The organism is Mucilaginibacter galii (assembly GCF_014635825.1).
Classification (GTDB): Bacteria; Bacteroidota; Bacteroidia; order Sphingobacteriales; family Sphingobacteriaceae; genus Mucilaginibacter; species Mucilaginibacter galii.
In genome coordinates this window covers 318,827-335,169 of the sequence record NZ_BMDO01000004.1, presented here as the reverse complement: position 1 = coordinate 335,169, position 16,343 = coordinate 318,827, and the positions used below count along the sequence as shown (strand labels likewise).

Genomic DNA, 16,343 nt, shown 5'->3' with positions numbered 1-16,343 from the left:
TTATATCAAAGTGAAAACATCAAGCCTGTAATCGGTCGTACGGGTGAAGGATTTATGCAATAACCGATCATCTTTCAAAAACACTTCATGCACCTGGTCTCCGGTAAGAGGGTAGTCTACCACATAATGTGTCCAGTGCACTAAAATGAGCGTACCGCCCTGTACTAAACTATTAACGATCTTATCTTTAGCAAGCAACAGATCTGGCATAGATAAATAATAGCCCACTTCGCTCATCACTACCAAATCATAATTTCCATCAGGGAAATTATGCGGAATTGCTCGTACCTCAAACTCTACTTCCAAATAATCTTTTAGTCTTTCCTTAGCTACCTGTAAGGCCGTGTCACTAATATCAATAGAAAGTAAGTGACTGCATTTGGTACGGAGCATGCTGGTTAATACACCAATGGAACAGCCAATTTCAAGCGCATTTGGATATGGCGAATCAGGTAAAAAGTCAAGCGTGGTTTGATATTTTTGCCGTTCATAGTCACTGGCCTCAAAATTCCATGGATCCCTGGTCTGCTGGTATAAAGACTGGAAATAATCGGCGGAAAGGGTTTTCTCTTTTTGAAGTGTTGCCCGCTCTAAAAAGTATTCTTTACCCGTCAAAAAGTTTTCAATCATGTCGGCGGTAAGCAGGAATCCTTCGGGGTCGTCATCAATTAGCCGCGTAATTTGAGATACATGGGTATGTATTGCCGCCGTTTTTTGAGGTAAGTATGAGGATATCTCAACGTATTTGAGTTCCCCTTCTTGTAGTTGAGGAATATCTTCAGGCTTAGCTAAAGCATATAGCCAAATGGGATATTCCCAAACCGTAATGCCATTATTTTTTATCTCACTTAACGCAGAATTCAATAGTTGCCAGGTAGCGCGGTGATCACAATGAGGATCCAGTTCATACGGCACCAGGCAAAGTTGTGGCTTAACCCCGACTAATATTTCCTTAAGTAAGTTTTTATATTTAAAGAAATCCGGATCTTCCTTAACTGGCAAGGCAGCATCTTTGCCATTCATGAAATGAATATCTTTTGGTGAAACCATCAATACAGACAGTGCCATTTCTATTTCCTGCTTACGTATGGCAATACGATCCCCTTTGGGGAATTTAACAGAATTAGGATGCGACTGACTACCGTCGGTGGTTACCACTATGGTTACCCGGCAGTTTTGCTGCCTAAGTAATGCAATGAGCCCGCCACAGCCCAAAGATTCATCATCCGGATGCGGAACCATTATCAAGCAACTGGTAATGGATTTTAAAAAGTCAGTATCTACGGCGATCGCAGCTTGATGAAAAGCGTGTTTGTCGAATGGGTTATGCATCTGGCAAATGGTTATGATTGATAAAATAATCTGCAATGGCAAGCCGGGTCGCATCAGGAGCTGGTTGTCGCAGGTAGAAGGTTAAGTCTCTGTTCAGCCGTTCTAAAGGCGATGCAGCCATCAACCCGCGTGCACCTACGCTCCTGTTACTTTCATTCATTACCCGTATACCAATTTCTTCAATAACCGTTCGGGTCATATTTGCAAACGCAATTAATCCATCCGATTTAGCAGCATCTGCAGACCATTCATCAAAATTCTTTCCGGCCTGCTTTATCCATAAGTCACCTGTTGTAATGTCAGTTATCATGGAGGCCAAGCGGGTTTTTTGCATAGGGTCTTCCGTTCTGTCCATGGAGCGCAAATAATTCAGCGTGTACTTTACTATAGCCTCTGCACCCCCCAGCTGCACTGCCGCAAAACGGATAGCACCACCATTAAAGTGAGGCTGACCAAAATAGTCGCCGGGTTCTCCTAACAATTCATTTTCGGTTACCTGGTAACCCGAAAAATCGGTAGTAAAACTACCTGAGGCCTTCATGCCTAACGTTTGCCAAGTATTACGATCTATTCGTTCATCCGCAATATTTCTCATATCTACTATGATCATTTGCCAGCCGTTACGGTGAGCAGAGCTAATGTTGCCTGTAATTAGCGCATGAGTTACAATGGCGGCTCCCGAACAAAATGTTTTCGCACCCTTGAGTACCAGATTATGTTCATCACTTTCGTAAACTATCCCATTCTGATTCTGCGTGTTCCAAACGCCAAACAATGCATTGTCACGAGTCACAGCATCGTACCATTGTTTTTTTTGTTCAGGGGTGGCGTATAAGTGAACAAGGTAAAGTGCATTAATATGCCCTTCGTAAATTCTTCCTACTGATAGATTTGCCGCACCAACTCGTTTTAGCAAATCCAATAACGCAGCTGAGTTTGGACGGTTAAAGTCCAGTTCCTGCCCGGGTAGCACAACTTTCAACGCTCCGCATTCGGCAAGCCACTTAAATTCTTCGATGGGCGCGAGCTGACTATCGTCTATCAGTGATGCATGGTCAGCTATTAGCTGAAGGCAGTCCTTTAGCTCTTGAGAGTCTGTGAAACTAGACTTAGATAGTTTAATATTAGGTATCATCACTGGTTGTTAGCTGGCTATTTTCGTTTTGTTTTCTACAAGAATTTCAAATAATTCTTCATATTGTGTAAGCATAGTTTCTATGCTCAAATTTGATTCGGCATACTGTCTTATCTTTTTACGATCAAGTTTCGCTGCCTGATGTATAGCTTCCGACAGACCAGTCAAATCACCAGGATTCACTAAAAACCCGCATTCATCGCCAAGCACTTCGGGCAATGCGCCAGCATTAATGCCAGCCACTGGAGTGCCGCAGGCTAAGGCCTCGGCTACCACCAAACCAAACGGTTCCTGCCATACCGGAGTAATCAGGCATACCTTAGCTTCGCCAATTAACTTGTTAATGTCTTTATGATTTAGTAAACCCAGCATTTCTATGTTTTCATCCAGTAAAGGCTGAATCTTATCTTTGTAATACCGCTGGTCTGCAATGCCTCCGGCCACTTTAAGTGTTAAGCCGGCAAGCTTTGCCGCTTTAATAGCTATATCTAACCCTTTATCCGGGTGTATTCTGCCAAACCAAACGGCGTAGTTACCTTGGCGACCAGTTTCGTAGTAGTCCCATTTTTCTACCTCGATACCATTTAAGATGACAGGGCAGTTCTCAATACATTCCCCCCAGTTATCGGCATTGCATTTAGAAACTGTAACATAATTTAGTGCTCCTTTTTTTTCTGCTGCGGTAATTGCATTCTTCAACTCGTAAAAAGGCGGCGTATGTAGCACCGTTACGAGTGGCGTAGTAATTAAATTAGCCATGGTTATAGGCACATAATGCAGGCAATTATTGAAAATAATATCAAGCCCGATCATATCGATATCTGTCATTAACTGATAGTAAGCATGATGCTCGGCAATATATTCCGAACTCATATCTGGCCGTTTGTGCCTTACACCTGATTGCTGCTCATAACTGCTATCATCTAAAATGGAGTACAATTTTCCGGAAGCTTCGGAAGACGAACTGGCAAATAAAATAACTTCATGACCTCGTTCAGTCAGCTTTTGTGCAACTTGGTAGGTAAAAGCTTCTAAACCGCCGGCAAAAGGCGCTTTTATAGGGTGTTTAAGATGGGCGATAATGCCTATTTTCATATCGGATTAGCAAACGCTTTGCGAAGTTGCAAGGCAGTTAATGCCGAACAAACGTATTTAACTACTTGTTTGATGTAAAATTAGTATAGTTAATCACGTCAAAGTGAAAGCGAAATACAGACGGTAAGTTAATGTTAGGCAGGGAGATCTTATAGCACGGCCAAATTTTACCTGGCTTAACAAGAAGCATAAGACATAGAAGCGCTATACTCTGGAAAAAGTGTTAGCACCTTGCCCGGCCAGCAGGCGTGCAAAAGACATTGCAGAATTAACTATTAGCAGCTAACAGCGGACTGTTGTATTGCCACCTCTGTTTTAATGGCTAAGCAATTATCGTATTACACATGTAACGTTTCCCCCTTTAATAATCGAAAGATCATTTACGAGATCACCAACATCATCGCTACAAATACACTCTGCTTTGCCGCCATTCACCGAGATAATATTTTTTTAAATTAGCCTACAAGGGAAGTCCGTTAACGCTTACATCAACATGCATTACTATAGGTAATTACTCTATTCGTTTTAGTTGAGACATAGGTAAAAAACCTACCGTTTCTTTACCGGTCTTGTTGATAAAATAAACATACAACCAGTTCTTTTTACTCGCGGCAATCCTGTCCATATCCAGTGTAACCTTATCTCCTTTCAGCACATAAGTTTTACGCTTTTTGCTGGTATCAGGCGTTTTGTAAAAGTATACTTTAGGCGTGGTTACCACATAATCGCCGGCCACGCCGTCGGTTATTTTAGTGTAAAGGCCGTTAAATGCGTCTGTTAGGTGGTCAGTACCGCAATTGGCGAAAGATGCTTTAACTTTATCCTGAAATACACTAAGAGTTACCTTGCATCCGGGTTCGTTTTCATCGCTATGCAGCACAGCCGTATTATTTTTCAATACACCGGCACCATTGTAATAACCGGTTTGTGCGTTGGTAGAATTCCACCACGCAAATATTTGTGCTTTTACCTGGTTTCCTGATCTTTGAAATGAAATGGCGCAGTATGCTCCGTCATAAGCTTTTTTTTCAAAAGTTCCGTTTTGAGCAAAAGCAGTTATACTTGAAGCTATTGCAAACGCTGACAAAATGAGCGTCTTTTTAAGTTGATTTTTGAAAACCGCAATGTTTGTTGTCATAAAGGCGTAGTAGTTTTTTTCATTGAAATAAAAGTATTGATTGCTTACTTTGACTTGATAAAATCACTCAGGTAGCTACATTCATTTACAGCTTTTTGATAAAATGCTGTTGATTTGTATTGCTTCATCTCTTTAAAGTAGCTGTTTTGCCTAAGCTGTTTGGTGTATAGTTTTTCGAGTTTATCATAAGTTTCATAGTTATCCCCATAAGATGGGGCTTCATGTTCCTTCTGCTCACACTTAGCCGCCATAAAGGTACATTTGGCTTTGATTTCCGGGTCTTCACTTAGCTCAAAGGCTTTTAAGTAATACTGTTTAGCTTTTGAGGCTTTAATATAATCTCCGTCATAATAATAAAGCAGCTTTCGGCCAACGTCGGTAGCCGACCAAGTGTAGGCGATAAGCCCCCAAGAATTGCCATAAGTAGAAGTGTTATATAAGCCATTAGCCATTTGATAATAAGCCGCAGCATTTTGTGGTTGTGTTTGAGTTTGGCGCCACAATTCTGCCATCTTTTGGGCAAACGTTAGTTTTGTATACCGTTTGCCAGCAAAGTTTTTGGGATAATCATTAATATCCACAACAAAAGGATCGCCCTGGTTACTTTCGCCGTCACTGTAATAATCCTGCCCATTGTATGCCTTATTAATGAGTTTCTTGTTTTTGATTTGCTGAAACGCAGTTACGGCTTCGGGGTATTGATGCTCACGCAGCTCAATTGTTCCTAACAGTTCATACAAGTTATCGGTATTCACCCGGTTTAGTTCCTTACTTAAAAACGCCAGGAATTGGTTTGCTGGGCGATTAGTTTTCCAGTCAATTAATTGTTTAAGCTGAGGTGAGTGTACAAAGTTGAACCAAAAATCAGGCATATCCTGGTTTATATACAAATTGTTGGCCGCCATACCATTACGACCGCTATTCAGCATAGCTAGGGCTGCCCTGGCGGTATCACCCTGGCGCAGGTAGGCTGGCGCCAATACATAGGTATAAAAATTGCGCTGGGTTATTGCAAATTGGTTATTGTTATCTGGTGTATAAGGGTATACATCTGTTCTAGGTTTACCACCTGCTATTACTTTAGCATTAAGCCATTGTAACGATGGTAGCAGTGAAGCCTCATCAACCCCTTTAAGTTGTTTAATGCGTTGAGCCAATAACAGTAAGTTTACAATTTGCTTTTGATCGCCGAGTTTTGCGCTAAGATTTTTCCCATCCAATTTCTTGAGTGCAGCAATACCATCGTCTGGCTTATTCTGCATGAAACATAGGTAAGCATTAGCTAATGTTCCTATTTGCGGTTCCTTGTACCTGGCGTCGCTTGTAAGTTTTGTACAAAAGCTTCGTAGCTTTTCAATATGCGAATCATATTTGCTTTTCAAACTGTCGGGCAGGGCAACAAAAAAGCTACCTTGTGGTAATTGTTGGGATTGGGGTGTTCCATTTGACCGGTGCGTGAAAAACCACACCATGCAAATAGTGCCCGACAGGGCTAACAGGCCACCGGCTATCTTAATAGCCGGCTTGCCAGACTGCCCTTTAAAACCCACAAGAAACACTACCGCACCAGCAACGAAAACCACCAGCCCAATCCATATCAGCCATTTTTTGTCATTGGTAGGCTGCGGTCTTTCAGACTTAGCTAAATGCCCATTACTATAAAACTGATCGGTATTATTGTTGAGCGCCGGTGTAAGATAATATTCCTCTAGTTTATTAATTTCTCTTACCAGTAGCACACCCACCAGCGCTGATGAAGGTGCATTGTTGTAAACCTCTTCTAGGTTGTCAAGTCCAATTTCAGGATTTGCAAAACCTTGTATGGCATAAAGGTTAGCCTTTTCTTCAGGTGTGTGCGCAAGTTTTATAACCTCATTAAATGGCGCATTAATGTAATGATAATTGCGATAGGCCTGTAAGCGGCGCTCGGGGTAATTGGCAAACACTTTCGAAAACAAGTAAGCAGCCTGAACAGTATCTCCCAGGCGGCGATCTTCCCCAGCTTTTAATGCCAAAGCCCAGCCTTTGATATGGCTGGACGATGTAGTTTTTGCAATATGTTGTTCGTAGATATTTTTAGCCTCGGCAAAGTTGCCCGCGTAATGGTTTAGTTTCTGCGCCTGATAGAAGTATCGTAACTTTAAAAAACTGTCGTTCTCTGCCATTGCAGCTTGTACGGCTTCATTGGCAGTATTTTTTAGCCCTGCTGTATCCAGCGGTGCAGGTTCCCAATAATTGTAATTTGATTGCCCCAAAAGTTCTGCCTGTATGGCAAACTGGTAATACTTTCTGGCTGCATCATGTACAGGATCTTTCAAACTCCACAAAAAACTGCTCCTTACCAAACTATCTGCCACTGGTAGATCTTGTTCAAAAAAGTGATAAGCCCCTTCTTTTCCTGCGGAGTCCAGGTGGTACATAATCTTTTCTACATCAGTAGTTTTTACCTTACCGCCTAAATATTGTGCCCATTCGGACGAATTAATAGCAGCTTCGCTTGCCGGTTCTTCATTGCCATAAGTAAACTGATAATCGGTGAAGTAAAAAGCGCCGAAATCTTTCTTGCCCTGAATGTCAGGGTGAAAAAACGAAGTGTAATAGTCGTAAGGGTCGGGCTCATCCGAACATGCCACAATGATGGCCACACTAACTAGGCATAAGCCGGTAATGCTAACGAAATACAGCAGTAGTTTTTTCCAGGTCTTCATAAGTGTAGTGTTTAAGTGTAGGTTCGTCTAAATGAAAGTAAATGATATTTACGGTATCTGAGGATATATATTTCTGAATATAGTTAGCAGCAGACAGCAGCTGGCCGGCAGACAGCTGTTCCCATCTAACCTCATCGCCACGCAATAACCCGTAGCGAGGAAGGTGCTTTTGCAATGTGTACAGGTTACCGCCATTTGCTTTAAATATTTGGTGATCGCTAAAGTCTTCCTGATGCAACCTTTTGGAAATACCAGCATACTGTTTTTGCCGGAAAACCACAGCCCAACTAAAAATAGGCAACCCAACATCTACCGGCATTGGATAATTACTTAGGTTTTTACCCACGTATTTCTCCAGTTCACTTTGCTCCAGTACAGAATTTTGATTCCCGTATTTGCGTAGGTTACCCATATTGTAACACATAAGCATTACTTTATTGACCGGTGGTATGCCACTGCTTTTTTGGTTCTTGAGTTGATGCAGACGTAGGGTGGCCGATATTCGCTTATTTTTAAGACTAATATTGGTTTTAATGCAATTAAGCAGGTAGAAATAGTTATCGCGGGTGGTTTGTGTCCAGTCGCAATCAAGCTGTAACTCCTTGTAAGATGCTCTGCCTGATGGTCTGATCCGACCATTAACATAATATACAATTTTACCGGCCAAGCCTTTTATTTGCTGGTGTGTTTGATGTTTGAGTACATCATTAACAATAAAAACGACAGGAACAAGTTCTACCGAATCGGGAAGTGTTCCATTGAAGATAACCGGCGATACAGGTACAGCACCGTTGTCGCCGTTATTCACATCCATAATGCGAATATATAGCTTTTTACAGTGTAGGGTGTCAAAATACCGTTTTTCGGTAGCATTGGTTTCATAAACTGTTTTCCAGTAGTAAAACGAGGTATTAACCACCCGGCTCTTGTGGCAGGATGCTAGTCCAAGCAAAATCATGAACGCTGTTAAATACGCAGGCACTTTAAGCATCCTTATACAATAAGCCGCCGAATATAATCATGCTATATTTATTATTTAGTGGAATTAATGCCGCAGATGAGCGCATGTTTAATATAATCGTATAAATAAACCGACTTGAACCCATCTAAATTCAAATGCTGTTTCATAAAACCTTAAAATTATAAAGCCGCTAACATGATGCCATGACTGTTATGAGCGAACATGCTGATGGCTAACCATCTCGATATGCTCTATGCCATCTTCATCATAAGGATCGCCTTCTGCGACGAACCCTAATGATTCATAAAATGCAGTGGCATACGTTTGCGCGCCGATACGGATAGTTTTGGTGCTGAACAGATCCAGGCAATTTTGCATAGCCAGCTCCATCACTTTTCTGCCTATCCCCTTACCTCGGAATGCAGGCGAAGTAACCACCCGCCCAATTGACACTTCTACATACGACAAACCCGCCGGAACCAACCTGCAGTAGGCCGCCAGTTGGCCTTCGCAAAACAGCAACAGGTGGTAGCATTGCTGGTCTTTGTTATCCTGATCCAGGAAGATGCAATTTTGTGCCACCACGAAGACCTCACTCCGTAGCCGTAACAGTTCGTAAAGTTCGTTCGTGTTCAATTCCCCGAATGCCTTAACCTTGTGAATATAGTCCATATAATGGCTGTAAAGATAAGGTTTAACGTCAGCTATACCGGAATTTCAAGCATTAAAGGAATTGCCGTTTATATTAAAATGTGTCAGGCATGGCAAAACGTTTACAATCATCACATTGAACGCTGTACCTCAATACGTTAGACAATCCTGTTTTATTCCTGAACATTTTTTGATAGCTTCGTTCCCTTTTTGCTTCAACTGCCATGAGTAAGTACCTGTACGGAATAGATTTTGGAACCACAAATTCCGCTTTAGCCATATATAACGAGGAAACTCAAATGATTTCCCATACGCTGATCATTCCTTCGCTCATTTATTTTTTTGCTGACCGAAACGCAGGCTATGTCGTAGGCGATGAAGCCATTGCCGCTTACCTGGCCGACGGGATGAAAGGCCGTTTCATCAAGTCTGTCAAACAGATTTTGTCCCGAAGCAGCTTTATTGAAACCCGTATTCAGGGCAAGCGGTACAACGCGTCCGACCTGGTGGCAATCATCCTGACCGAGCTGAAGCAACGGGCTGATCACTTGATACAAGAGAACTGCCGGAAAGCAGTGATCGGCAGGCCTGTATTTTTCGATGATGATGACACCCAAAAAGACACGCTGGCTCAAAACCGGCTGAACAAAGCCGCGGAACAGGCCGGCTTTACCGAGGTGCGCTATCAGTATGAACCCATAGGCGCAGCTTTTGCTTACGAAAGAACACTGATGCAAAAGGAAAACGTGCTGGTAGCCGACCTGGGTGGCGGCACCACCGATTTTACTTACCTGGTACTTGACCCAGCCATGGCTGGCAATAAAGACCGCAAAAAAGACATGATAGCAACGGGCGGCGTCTACGTTGGTGGTGACAGTTTGGATGCCGCTTTTATGTGGGAAAAAGGGACGCCTTACTTTGGCAAACATACCCAATACCAGGCAGCTCCAGGCAAGTATTTGACCGTACCCAAGTCGTTATTTGCCAATATCTGCTCCTGGGAGCAGATGAATTTCTTCAACAGCCTGCGCATTCAAAAAGACATGGAGAACTATTACCATTATTCGGGCAAGGACAGAAAGTTTAAAAACCTGATTACCCTGTTGGAAAACAACCTGGGCTATTCGGTCTTCCAGGCTATTGAGCAAACCAAAATTACGCTATCCGCTGATGACATTGCGCTATTCAGCTATCACCAGATGGAAATTGATATGGAAGAACAGGTGACCTTGGATGAATATGAGCAGGTTATTGCTAAAGAAGTTGACCGGATCGCGGTGGCACTGGATGCATTTATGAACAATCATGGTATTGAACCGCGGGATGTGGATACACTTTTCCTCACTGGCGGCACCTCCCAGGTGTGCCTTATTCAAAAACTATTCAGCAAGAAAATGCCTCACGTGAACCTCCGGTCGGGAGATAATTTTCAAAGTGTAGCTAAAGGCCTCGCTTATAGCGGCTATTTGTTCGGGTAAATAAGGTATAAAGCCAAAGGTTGATTCAATTATTGCGCTTGTATGAGTAAGTTTTACTAAATCAAGTGAAGGTAAATACTGCTACTGAAAGATGGTTGCTTCTACCCGGGTCTTCACTTTATAGGGAGTAAAGCCCCGTTCCATCTGCATAATCTCAAACTCACGGATATCTTCATTAGGCGTAAGTATGGTGCAGGGCTTATGCTCGAACCCATCATTTACGCCTGCATCCAAGAAGTCATAATTTTTTAATTTCTTCGAGGCTTTTAAGTTCGATGAACTCACCCCCTCCCTGTAACCCGCTGTTTGTTGCATTAACAGATACTTTTAATTTTGCTCCTGATTTATTGTGCTGTAAGCCTACCTATTATTTAAGCGTCGTCATAATTACCTTGCGGTACCTATCTCCAGAACTTTACATCGAGAAGATACATAACATGCTATTTTATGAACCTAACGTAATACATAGCATTCAATCCATTACAATTTTTGTTGTTCAGAGTCAATCAAATTGCGTATATTCTCGTCTTTAAAGTTCTTTAATAATATTTTAATGAGCCTGTTGGTCGGGCTGGACGGATACTTTTGCATAAACTGGTTAAACTCTTCTATATTCTCAGGGTTTATGTATGCCTTTTCAGAATTTTGAAATTCAATAGTCGAGGTATTATCCAACCCGAACAAATAATCGCTTTGATAAGATTGATATTGCTGTTTTATTTTATCGATGAGTTTGCTTGAAGGATATTGTGCCAACAGTTTTTCCCAAACAATAACCCTCTCCCCGATTTCTTTGAAAGAGATAAGCAGCCCTGCGTCAGCACTGTAGGGCACTTTATCTTCTTCCTTTTTAATTGCTAAATAAGCTTTATAGTCATCTGAAACATAGTTTTTAAAAATATTATCGTAAAAGTCGCTTTTGGTTTTTATTTCAACTATACCTTCTCCAATTTCATCATACTCTAAATCGTATTTTGCCAATAAGTTGCCTAACTTCTTCACTCTTGTTTGGTTTACAGCATCTTCATTATAGAATTTATCCAGTAGATTAAGTTCAGATAACATGACTTTCGCAACCAGCGCCTCATTTGTTTTCAAATAACTGTCATACAAGTCATTAGCTTCAGTTTTTGATAAAGTTGGCAACTTTGCCTCAATATCATCTTTATGCCTTCGAATCAGAGACAATAGCTGTTCTGTGGTCATGACATCATTTCGCCCAGCCATGATGTCTACTTTGGCCGACTTACTGCTATCAGGATTTGGAGAAACAACTTCTGTACTGTCTGTCTTAACTATGGTTTGATTGGATGTACCTGCCCCTTCATGACAAGATGTGATGATTAGGGCGAAAGAAAGGCAACAGTATAGTTTTTGTTTCATAGCGTAATGTGTTGACGGATTAGAGATACCTTTCATCTGTTTACAGAAATTGACTATTCATAAAACAAACGGAAGCTTAAAAGTTTAATTAATGTGATTTAGGTTTAAATCCAGCACACATTTTTCCAGTATCTATAGCATTTCAAAGTTTATATTATCTAAGTGTTGTGATCTAGGGCACGTCTTTCAACTGTTTACTTACAACAACTCGGTGCGGAGTTGTTGTGCTGGCTTAGTCTTTCCACCAAAAAGGGTTTTGTGAAGACTTATCATGATCTAACCAATTACTAAACCACTGCAAAAATGTCATGGCTGGTTTGGAGGGCGAGATACCAACATCAGTTATTTGCCAAACAAACCCTCGCTGTTCCCCCCGACACTATAAGTGTCCAATCTATTTTGCAACCGTCTGTGCCTAAGTATATGTTGCCGTCCAATATTCTGTCTTGTAATTCTACGTTTATAACCTCATCGTCTTCCCATATCCACTGTTTGGAAAACGGAAACGGGATTTTGATGTTTTCAAAAGTCAGCCATGCACTTCTTTGCTTGTTTAACCACCAACTTTCGCCTGTCATTAAATGTTTTATACCATACTCGGGCGGCCCATCGCCACCATTACCAATGTGTTGAATAAAGAGTTTGTAGTCAACGAGCCATACCTGCAACAATACTGTTATAGTCACGATGCTCTAACCCAAATTCCCTATTTTCCTCAAGCACTAACGCTTTAAACCCTATTTCATTTTTATATCATCAGCAGCTACTAATTCATTTTTTTATTATGATAAATTACAAGAATACATTTTAGCGTAGCTACACCATAAGGCCGGGCTTCTGCAAAAGGTTTCCATTAACATTCACCCCGTAAGTCTTCATAAGCTTTACTTGCGATCTCAGGGAATTTTCCGTTGAGCTTTTCGGCGGTAAAGTCAGCGGCGTTTAGCATATTTATACCAATACGTGGCTTTTTCTGAGATCGCTTTTAATACTCAATGTCCTGTAACTGCATTTAATTAAGTCTGAATTGGCGGTATATTATTATAAGATGCTGATCTGAGTAAAGTTTGAATTTAATGGCCACGGACCAATTAAAGCCAATTTAAAGGATTTGCCTATTAATTACTTGATAAATGATGTTTTTTGTACGTAACGTTAATTCATTGATAACTGATTATAGCGGCTTAAGGCCTAATAAATCTGGCCACCCTCAAACATAAACGTTGTTGAACGCTTGTTCAATTGGAGCCTTAAGGCTCCAATTGATCCATTACCCTTTCTCCTGGCTAAAGAACGGACCATTACCCAAATGCCCTTAAAAATTATATAATGACAACCATTCAAAATGTTAGCCCTTTAGGTGCGGAAAAGCTATTCGGTATTTTAAAAACCGAATTCGGAACTTATATAGATGCTAAACTCGGTACCAACCTGGCCATCGAGTATGCCCATGTGTATGATGTGATCAATGTGTCTTTTCCTGAGATTATTGAAGGCAAGGTATTTACCTTAATCGTCAATGACGTCAGCATCGAACTGTCTAATAATGGTGATAATGCAGAGTACAATACAGACTTGCTGGAACAGCATTTAATTGAATTCCTAAATCAGCACTGTAATTAAGCTCAATAACGAACGAATAAAACCAAGCACTATGGAAAAGAAACCGGATCAGTCGGTAGTCGAACACATCAGACAACTGACAGAAAAAGAAGAAGAATTATATGGCAAGGAAGACCTTACAGACGAAGATGTCAAACACCTGCACACTGTAAAATCTAAGCTGGACCAGTATTGGGACCTCCTCCGCCAGCGCAGGGCATTTCGCGATGCCGGCGAAGACCCGAACCGGGCAAAGATGCGTTCGAATGAAACGATCGACAATTATAAGGAATAATTGTTTTTAAATCGTAGTCGAAGTTAGCCTTATCAGTTAATCAATTAACTAACACAAGGCTAAATCCTAACGGGCTATACTTAGAAATTGATTCAAATGATGAGCAGAATGGTATTGGGTTATCCCTGGTAAGTTTACATGACCATTCCTAATGAAACTTTATATTTTATTTCTTTTAGATTTTAAGTTCAAATGCCATACTAATTCTGAGTTAAAACAAATTACTAATTTTTTTATTTAAAATTTGTTCGTTAAAATCACATAAGCCATGAAATATACCTTTTGCTTAGTTGTCCTGTCTTTTTTCGCGTTCAATACGTTCGCCCAAAAGATAATTGTACCAGGAAGCGCAGACATTAATACCTCATTTTTGAAAACAGGTACATCCTTGTATACAATTTACTATGTAAAAGGTACCATTTGGACAAAAAAAGGGTCTTTCACTAACGATGTCAGCATCTCTGGAAATAAACTCCGGCTGGTATCCGAATATAAGGATCAGAATGGCAAATGGTACCGAAAAAGGACATCGTTGGCCAACGTTACTACACTAGCACCAATCAGTTACAAACTTGAAGGAACCAAAAGCAATTTAGAACTCAACTTTGGAAATAACATTACAGGTAGATATTACGACCTGGGCACAAAAAAGGAAGTCCCCGTAACTTTGCAGGCCAAGGATAAATACGTCGACTATTCAATTGCAGATCATCTAATAACTACTCTGCCGCTTAAAACAGGCTATAAGGCCACCTTCCCAGAGTTTTATTACGACAGCAAGACGGAAAAGCTAATTACCAACTACATCATCAAAGAAGTGAAAAGTTATGTATACCGTTCACCTAAAACTGGCGACCATGAGAGTTGGCTAGTGAATGTACTCGAAGAAAGCACCGGAGCTCTTTATTACTATGTGGTAGATAAAGCCCAACACCGCCTGTGGCAAAGAGAAATGTCAGTTGCCGGCGGTACTTGGGAGATATGTGTGGACGAAGAACTTGATTATCAGCCAATCAAAAACAAATTCAACAAGGAAGAGGCGTTGGCAAAACTGGAAAAGGGAACTAGTGTAATCATTGGTACAAGTTATGCAAGGGATCACGCGCGCGGAGGGATTGCCCTATTGAATCTCAATAAAGCACAATTTGCACCCAAGGGAACCATAGTTACCATCATTCCTAATTCGCCTTATATAGAGGAATGGAAAGAAGTAAACAAAAAGATAAGAAAAGGCAAAAAGCTGATCGAAGTTCCAATAGATCCCAATGTTCAGGCCTGCATAAAAACAACAAAAGTGTATGATGATAAAGGCCATTTCGAATTTACTAACCTAATGCCTGGAGAATATCTGTTGAGCACCTCATTTGGTTACACACATAATTATGCTTACAGCTATCAGTCTGGCACCTCCTATCTGATGCATCCCAGTGGTGCTGTTCTTTCGTCCAATGCAGTTTACAGTACCGCAAGCGGCTCAACTGGTGTTAAAGCAGACATTGAAACGGCAGTCACCATCAAGGAAAATGGAGAACAAGTAAAAGTGAACCTAAAAGATGTAAGATAATAAAAGCTGGTTAGCAAAAGGGAAACGAAAAACAGTTCAAGGGATTAGGTACACGACTATACTTGGAAATTAGACCGCGGCATAGGTAGCGACTGCGTATTTGCCTGGAATTAACATGATGCGGCTGACTGTTTAGATGCTACTACAATTATGTGGTGAGGAAACAAGGCTTATCATTGGTTAGATTTAACCAAAAAAATAGAATTCTTAAAAATGCCGATCGAAGAGATGAGGCCAGTTTAGCTGCGCAGCTTATGTGTCAGATTAGCAAATATTTATAAAATAAAAAGCCAGAGTTATTTTGCTTATAGTATGACTTTGCAAAAAAAACTCATGAGCGAAGCAAGCAGGGAAGATTTTTATCTGAAAATATTTTAATCGATTGCCTTCTGATATTTTACTTGTTACATTTGGGACAACAGCATTGTGCTGTTTAACCAATTACCAACCGTCATCATGGCACACATTAAACTTACTAACGAGGAGTTACCGGGTATTATTGGCCTGCTTAACCACCGGCCCGAAACTGCAAAACCATTGCTAGATTTGGCTGAAACATTATTACGGGGTACGTCTACCCTCACCAGCGGCGAAAGGGAGATCATTGCAGCATCAGTATCTTATTGGAACGATTGCCACTTTTGCCATACCTCGCACGCGGCCGCTGCTGCTGCACACTTAAATTTAGGACTCCCTTTAATTGACGACATTAAAGCCGGTTTACCTGAAACGCCAATTAGCGCTAAAATGCGTGCATTGCTCAACATTGCTCACCAGGTACAGCGTGGCGGTAAAAACGTAAGCCTTGAAGATGTTGACGCTGCGCGTAATCAGGGTGCAACCGATGATGAGATCCACGATACCGTGCTCATAGCGGCTGCATTTTGTATGTACAACCGCTATGTAGACGGATTAGGCACCTGGGCGCCTCAGGCAAACGAAGATTATATAGAAATGGGCGAACGCATGGCCCACGTTGGTTATGGCAAATTTTAAAGTTC

The 16,343-nt window shown here is 41.2% G+C and carries 15 protein-coding genes; 5 read left to right on the top strand and 10 right to left on the bottom strand.

Annotated features, from left to right (window positions below):
* From IEV61_RS09945 to IEV61_RS09915, 7 genes are all read right to left on the bottom strand, one after another.
* Window positions 1-1,332, bottom strand: a complete 1,332-nt coding sequence (locus IEV61_RS09945) for a bifunctional PIG-L family deacetylase/class I SAM-dependent methyltransferase (RefSeq protein WP_188416178.1) — start codon at window positions 1,330-1,332, stop codon at window positions 1-3.
* Entirely contained in the window at window positions 1,325-2,305 is a 981-nt protein-coding gene (locus tag IEV61_RS09940) for an acyl-CoA dehydrogenase family protein (RefSeq protein ID WP_229747091.1), read from the bottom strand. Before IEV61_RS09940 ends, IEV61_RS09945 begins: the two co-directional genes overlap by 8 nt.
* A gap of 171 nt (window positions 2,306-2,476) precedes the next feature.
* The gene (locus IEV61_RS09935; protein ID WP_188416174.1) at window positions 2,477-3,562 is read right to left on the bottom strand and encodes a glycosyltransferase family 4 protein; all 1,086 of its coding nucleotides are present in this window, start codon (window positions 3,560-3,562) and stop codon (window positions 2,477-2,479) included.
* 511 nt (window positions 3,563-4,073) lie between these two features.
* Complete coding sequence (locus IEV61_RS09930; RefSeq protein ID WP_188416171.1) at window positions 4,074-4,700, bottom strand: hypothetical protein; 627 nt, start codon at window positions 4,698-4,700, stop codon at window positions 4,074-4,076.
* A 44-nt stretch (window positions 4,701-4,744) separates the two neighbouring features.
* A complete protein-coding gene (locus IEV61_RS09925; RefSeq protein ID WP_188416169.1) occupies window positions 4,745-7,408 on the bottom strand; it encodes a hypothetical protein in 2,664 nt (887 codons plus the stop codon).
* On the bottom strand, window positions 7,371-8,366 hold the full coding sequence (locus tag IEV61_RS09920; protein ID WP_188416167.1) for a hypothetical protein: 996 nt from the start codon (window positions 8,364-8,366) through the stop codon (window positions 7,371-7,373). The genes IEV61_RS09925 and IEV61_RS09920 overlap by 38 nt, the downstream gene beginning before the upstream one ends.
* A 213-nt stretch (window positions 8,367-8,579) precedes the next feature.
* Window positions 8,580-8,951, bottom strand: coding sequence for a GNAT family N-acetyltransferase (locus tag IEV61_RS09915; protein ID WP_229747088.1), 372 nt, complete (start codon window positions 8,949-8,951; stop codon window positions 8,580-8,582).
* 293 nt (window positions 8,952-9,244) lie between these two features.
* Between IEV61_RS09915 and IEV61_RS09910 the strand changes: the two genes are divergently transcribed.
* A complete protein-coding gene (locus tag IEV61_RS09910) occupies window positions 9,245-10,498 on the top strand; it encodes an Hsp70 family protein (protein WP_188416163.1) in 1,254 nt (417 codons plus the stop codon).
* An 81-nt stretch (window positions 10,499-10,579) separates the two neighbouring features.
* Here IEV61_RS09910 and IEV61_RS09905 read toward each other — a convergent pair whose 3' ends face one another.
* From IEV61_RS09905 to IEV61_RS09895, 3 genes are all read right to left on the bottom strand, one after another.
* Window positions 10,580-10,813: a hypothetical protein gene (locus IEV61_RS09905; protein ID WP_188416161.1), complete on the bottom strand. Its 234-nt coding sequence runs from the start codon at window positions 10,811-10,813 to the stop codon at window positions 10,580-10,582.
* Between the two features lie 165 nt (window positions 10,814-10,978).
* Window positions 10,979-11,881: a hypothetical protein gene (locus IEV61_RS09900; protein ID WP_188416159.1), complete on the bottom strand. Its 903-nt coding sequence runs from the start codon at window positions 11,879-11,881 to the stop codon at window positions 10,979-10,981.
* A gap of 338 nt (window positions 11,882-12,219) precedes the next feature.
* Window positions 12,220-12,567: a hypothetical protein gene (locus IEV61_RS09895; RefSeq protein WP_188416157.1), complete on the bottom strand. Its 348-nt coding sequence runs from the start codon at window positions 12,565-12,567 to the stop codon at window positions 12,220-12,222.
* A gap of 643 nt (window positions 12,568-13,210) precedes the next feature.
* Between IEV61_RS09895 and IEV61_RS09890 the strand changes: the two genes are divergently transcribed.
* The 4 genes from IEV61_RS09890 (at window position 13,211) to IEV61_RS09875 (ending at window position 16,338) form a co-directional block, all read left to right on the top strand.
* Window positions 13,211-13,504, top strand: a complete 294-nt coding sequence (locus tag IEV61_RS09890) for a hypothetical protein (RefSeq protein ID WP_188416156.1) — start codon at window positions 13,211-13,213, stop codon at window positions 13,502-13,504.
* Window positions 13,505-13,535: 31 nt separating this feature from the next.
* Window positions 13,536-13,778 carry a DUF2630 family protein gene (locus IEV61_RS09885; protein ID WP_188416153.1) on the top strand — a complete coding sequence of 81 codons (243 nt, stop codon included), beginning with the start codon at window positions 13,536-13,538 and terminating at the stop codon, window positions 13,776-13,778.
* 268 nt (window positions 13,779-14,046) lie between these two features.
* Window positions 14,047-15,342: a DUF3108 domain-containing protein gene (locus tag IEV61_RS09880; RefSeq protein WP_188416152.1), complete on the top strand. Its 1,296-nt coding sequence runs from the start codon at window positions 14,047-14,049 to the stop codon at window positions 15,340-15,342.
* Window positions 15,343-15,798: 456 nt separating this feature from the next.
* Entirely contained in the window at window positions 15,799-16,338 is a 540-nt protein-coding gene (locus IEV61_RS09875; RefSeq protein WP_188416150.1) for a carboxymuconolactone decarboxylase family protein, read from the top strand.
* The last annotated feature ends 5 nt before the right edge of the window (window positions 16,339-16,343 follow it).

Bases quoted from the DNA above. Each gene is read 5' to 3' on its own strand.
- IEV61_RS09880 (WP_188416152.1), top strand. From the start codon at position 14,047: ATGAAATATACCTTTTGCTTAGTTGTCCTGTCTTTTTTCGCGTTCAAT.
- IEV61_RS09885 (WP_188416153.1), top strand. From the start codon at position 13,536: ATGGAAAAGAAACCGGATCAGTCGGTAGTCGAACACATCAGACAACTG.
- IEV61_RS09925 (WP_188416169.1), bottom strand. From the start codon at position 7,408: ATGAAGACCTGGAAAAAACTACTGCTGTATTTCGTTAGCATTACCGGC.
- IEV61_RS09930 (WP_188416171.1), bottom strand. From the start codon at position 4,700: ATGACAACAAACATTGCGGTTTTCAAAAATCAACTTAAAAAGACGCTC.
- IEV61_RS09910 (WP_188416163.1), top strand. From the start codon at position 9,245: ATGAGTAAGTACCTGTACGGAATAGATTTTGGAACCACAAATTCCGCT.
- IEV61_RS09875 (WP_188416150.1), top strand. From the start codon at position 15,799: ATGGCACACATTAAACTTACTAACGAGGAGTTACCGGGTATTATTGGC.
- IEV61_RS09935 (WP_188416174.1), bottom strand. From the start codon at position 3,562: ATGAAAATAGGCATTATCGCCCATCTTAAACACCCTATAAAAGCGCCT.
- IEV61_RS09945 (WP_188416178.1), bottom strand. From the start codon at position 1,332: ATGCATAACCCATTCGACAAACACGCTTTTCATCAAGCTGCGATCGCC.
- IEV61_RS09900 (WP_188416159.1), bottom strand. From the start codon at position 11,881: ATGAAACAAAAACTATACTGTTGCCTTTCTTTCGCCCTAATCATCACA.
- IEV61_RS09920 (WP_188416167.1), bottom strand. From the start codon at position 8,366: ATGATTTTGCTTGGACTAGCATCCTGCCACAAGAGCCGGGTGGTTAAT.
- IEV61_RS09905 (WP_188416161.1), bottom strand. From the start codon at position 10,813: ATGCAACAAACAGCGGGTTACAGGGAGGGGGTGAGTTCATCGAACTTA.
- IEV61_RS09890 (WP_188416156.1), top strand. From the start codon at position 13,211: ATGACAACCATTCAAAATGTTAGCCCTTTAGGTGCGGAAAAGCTATTC.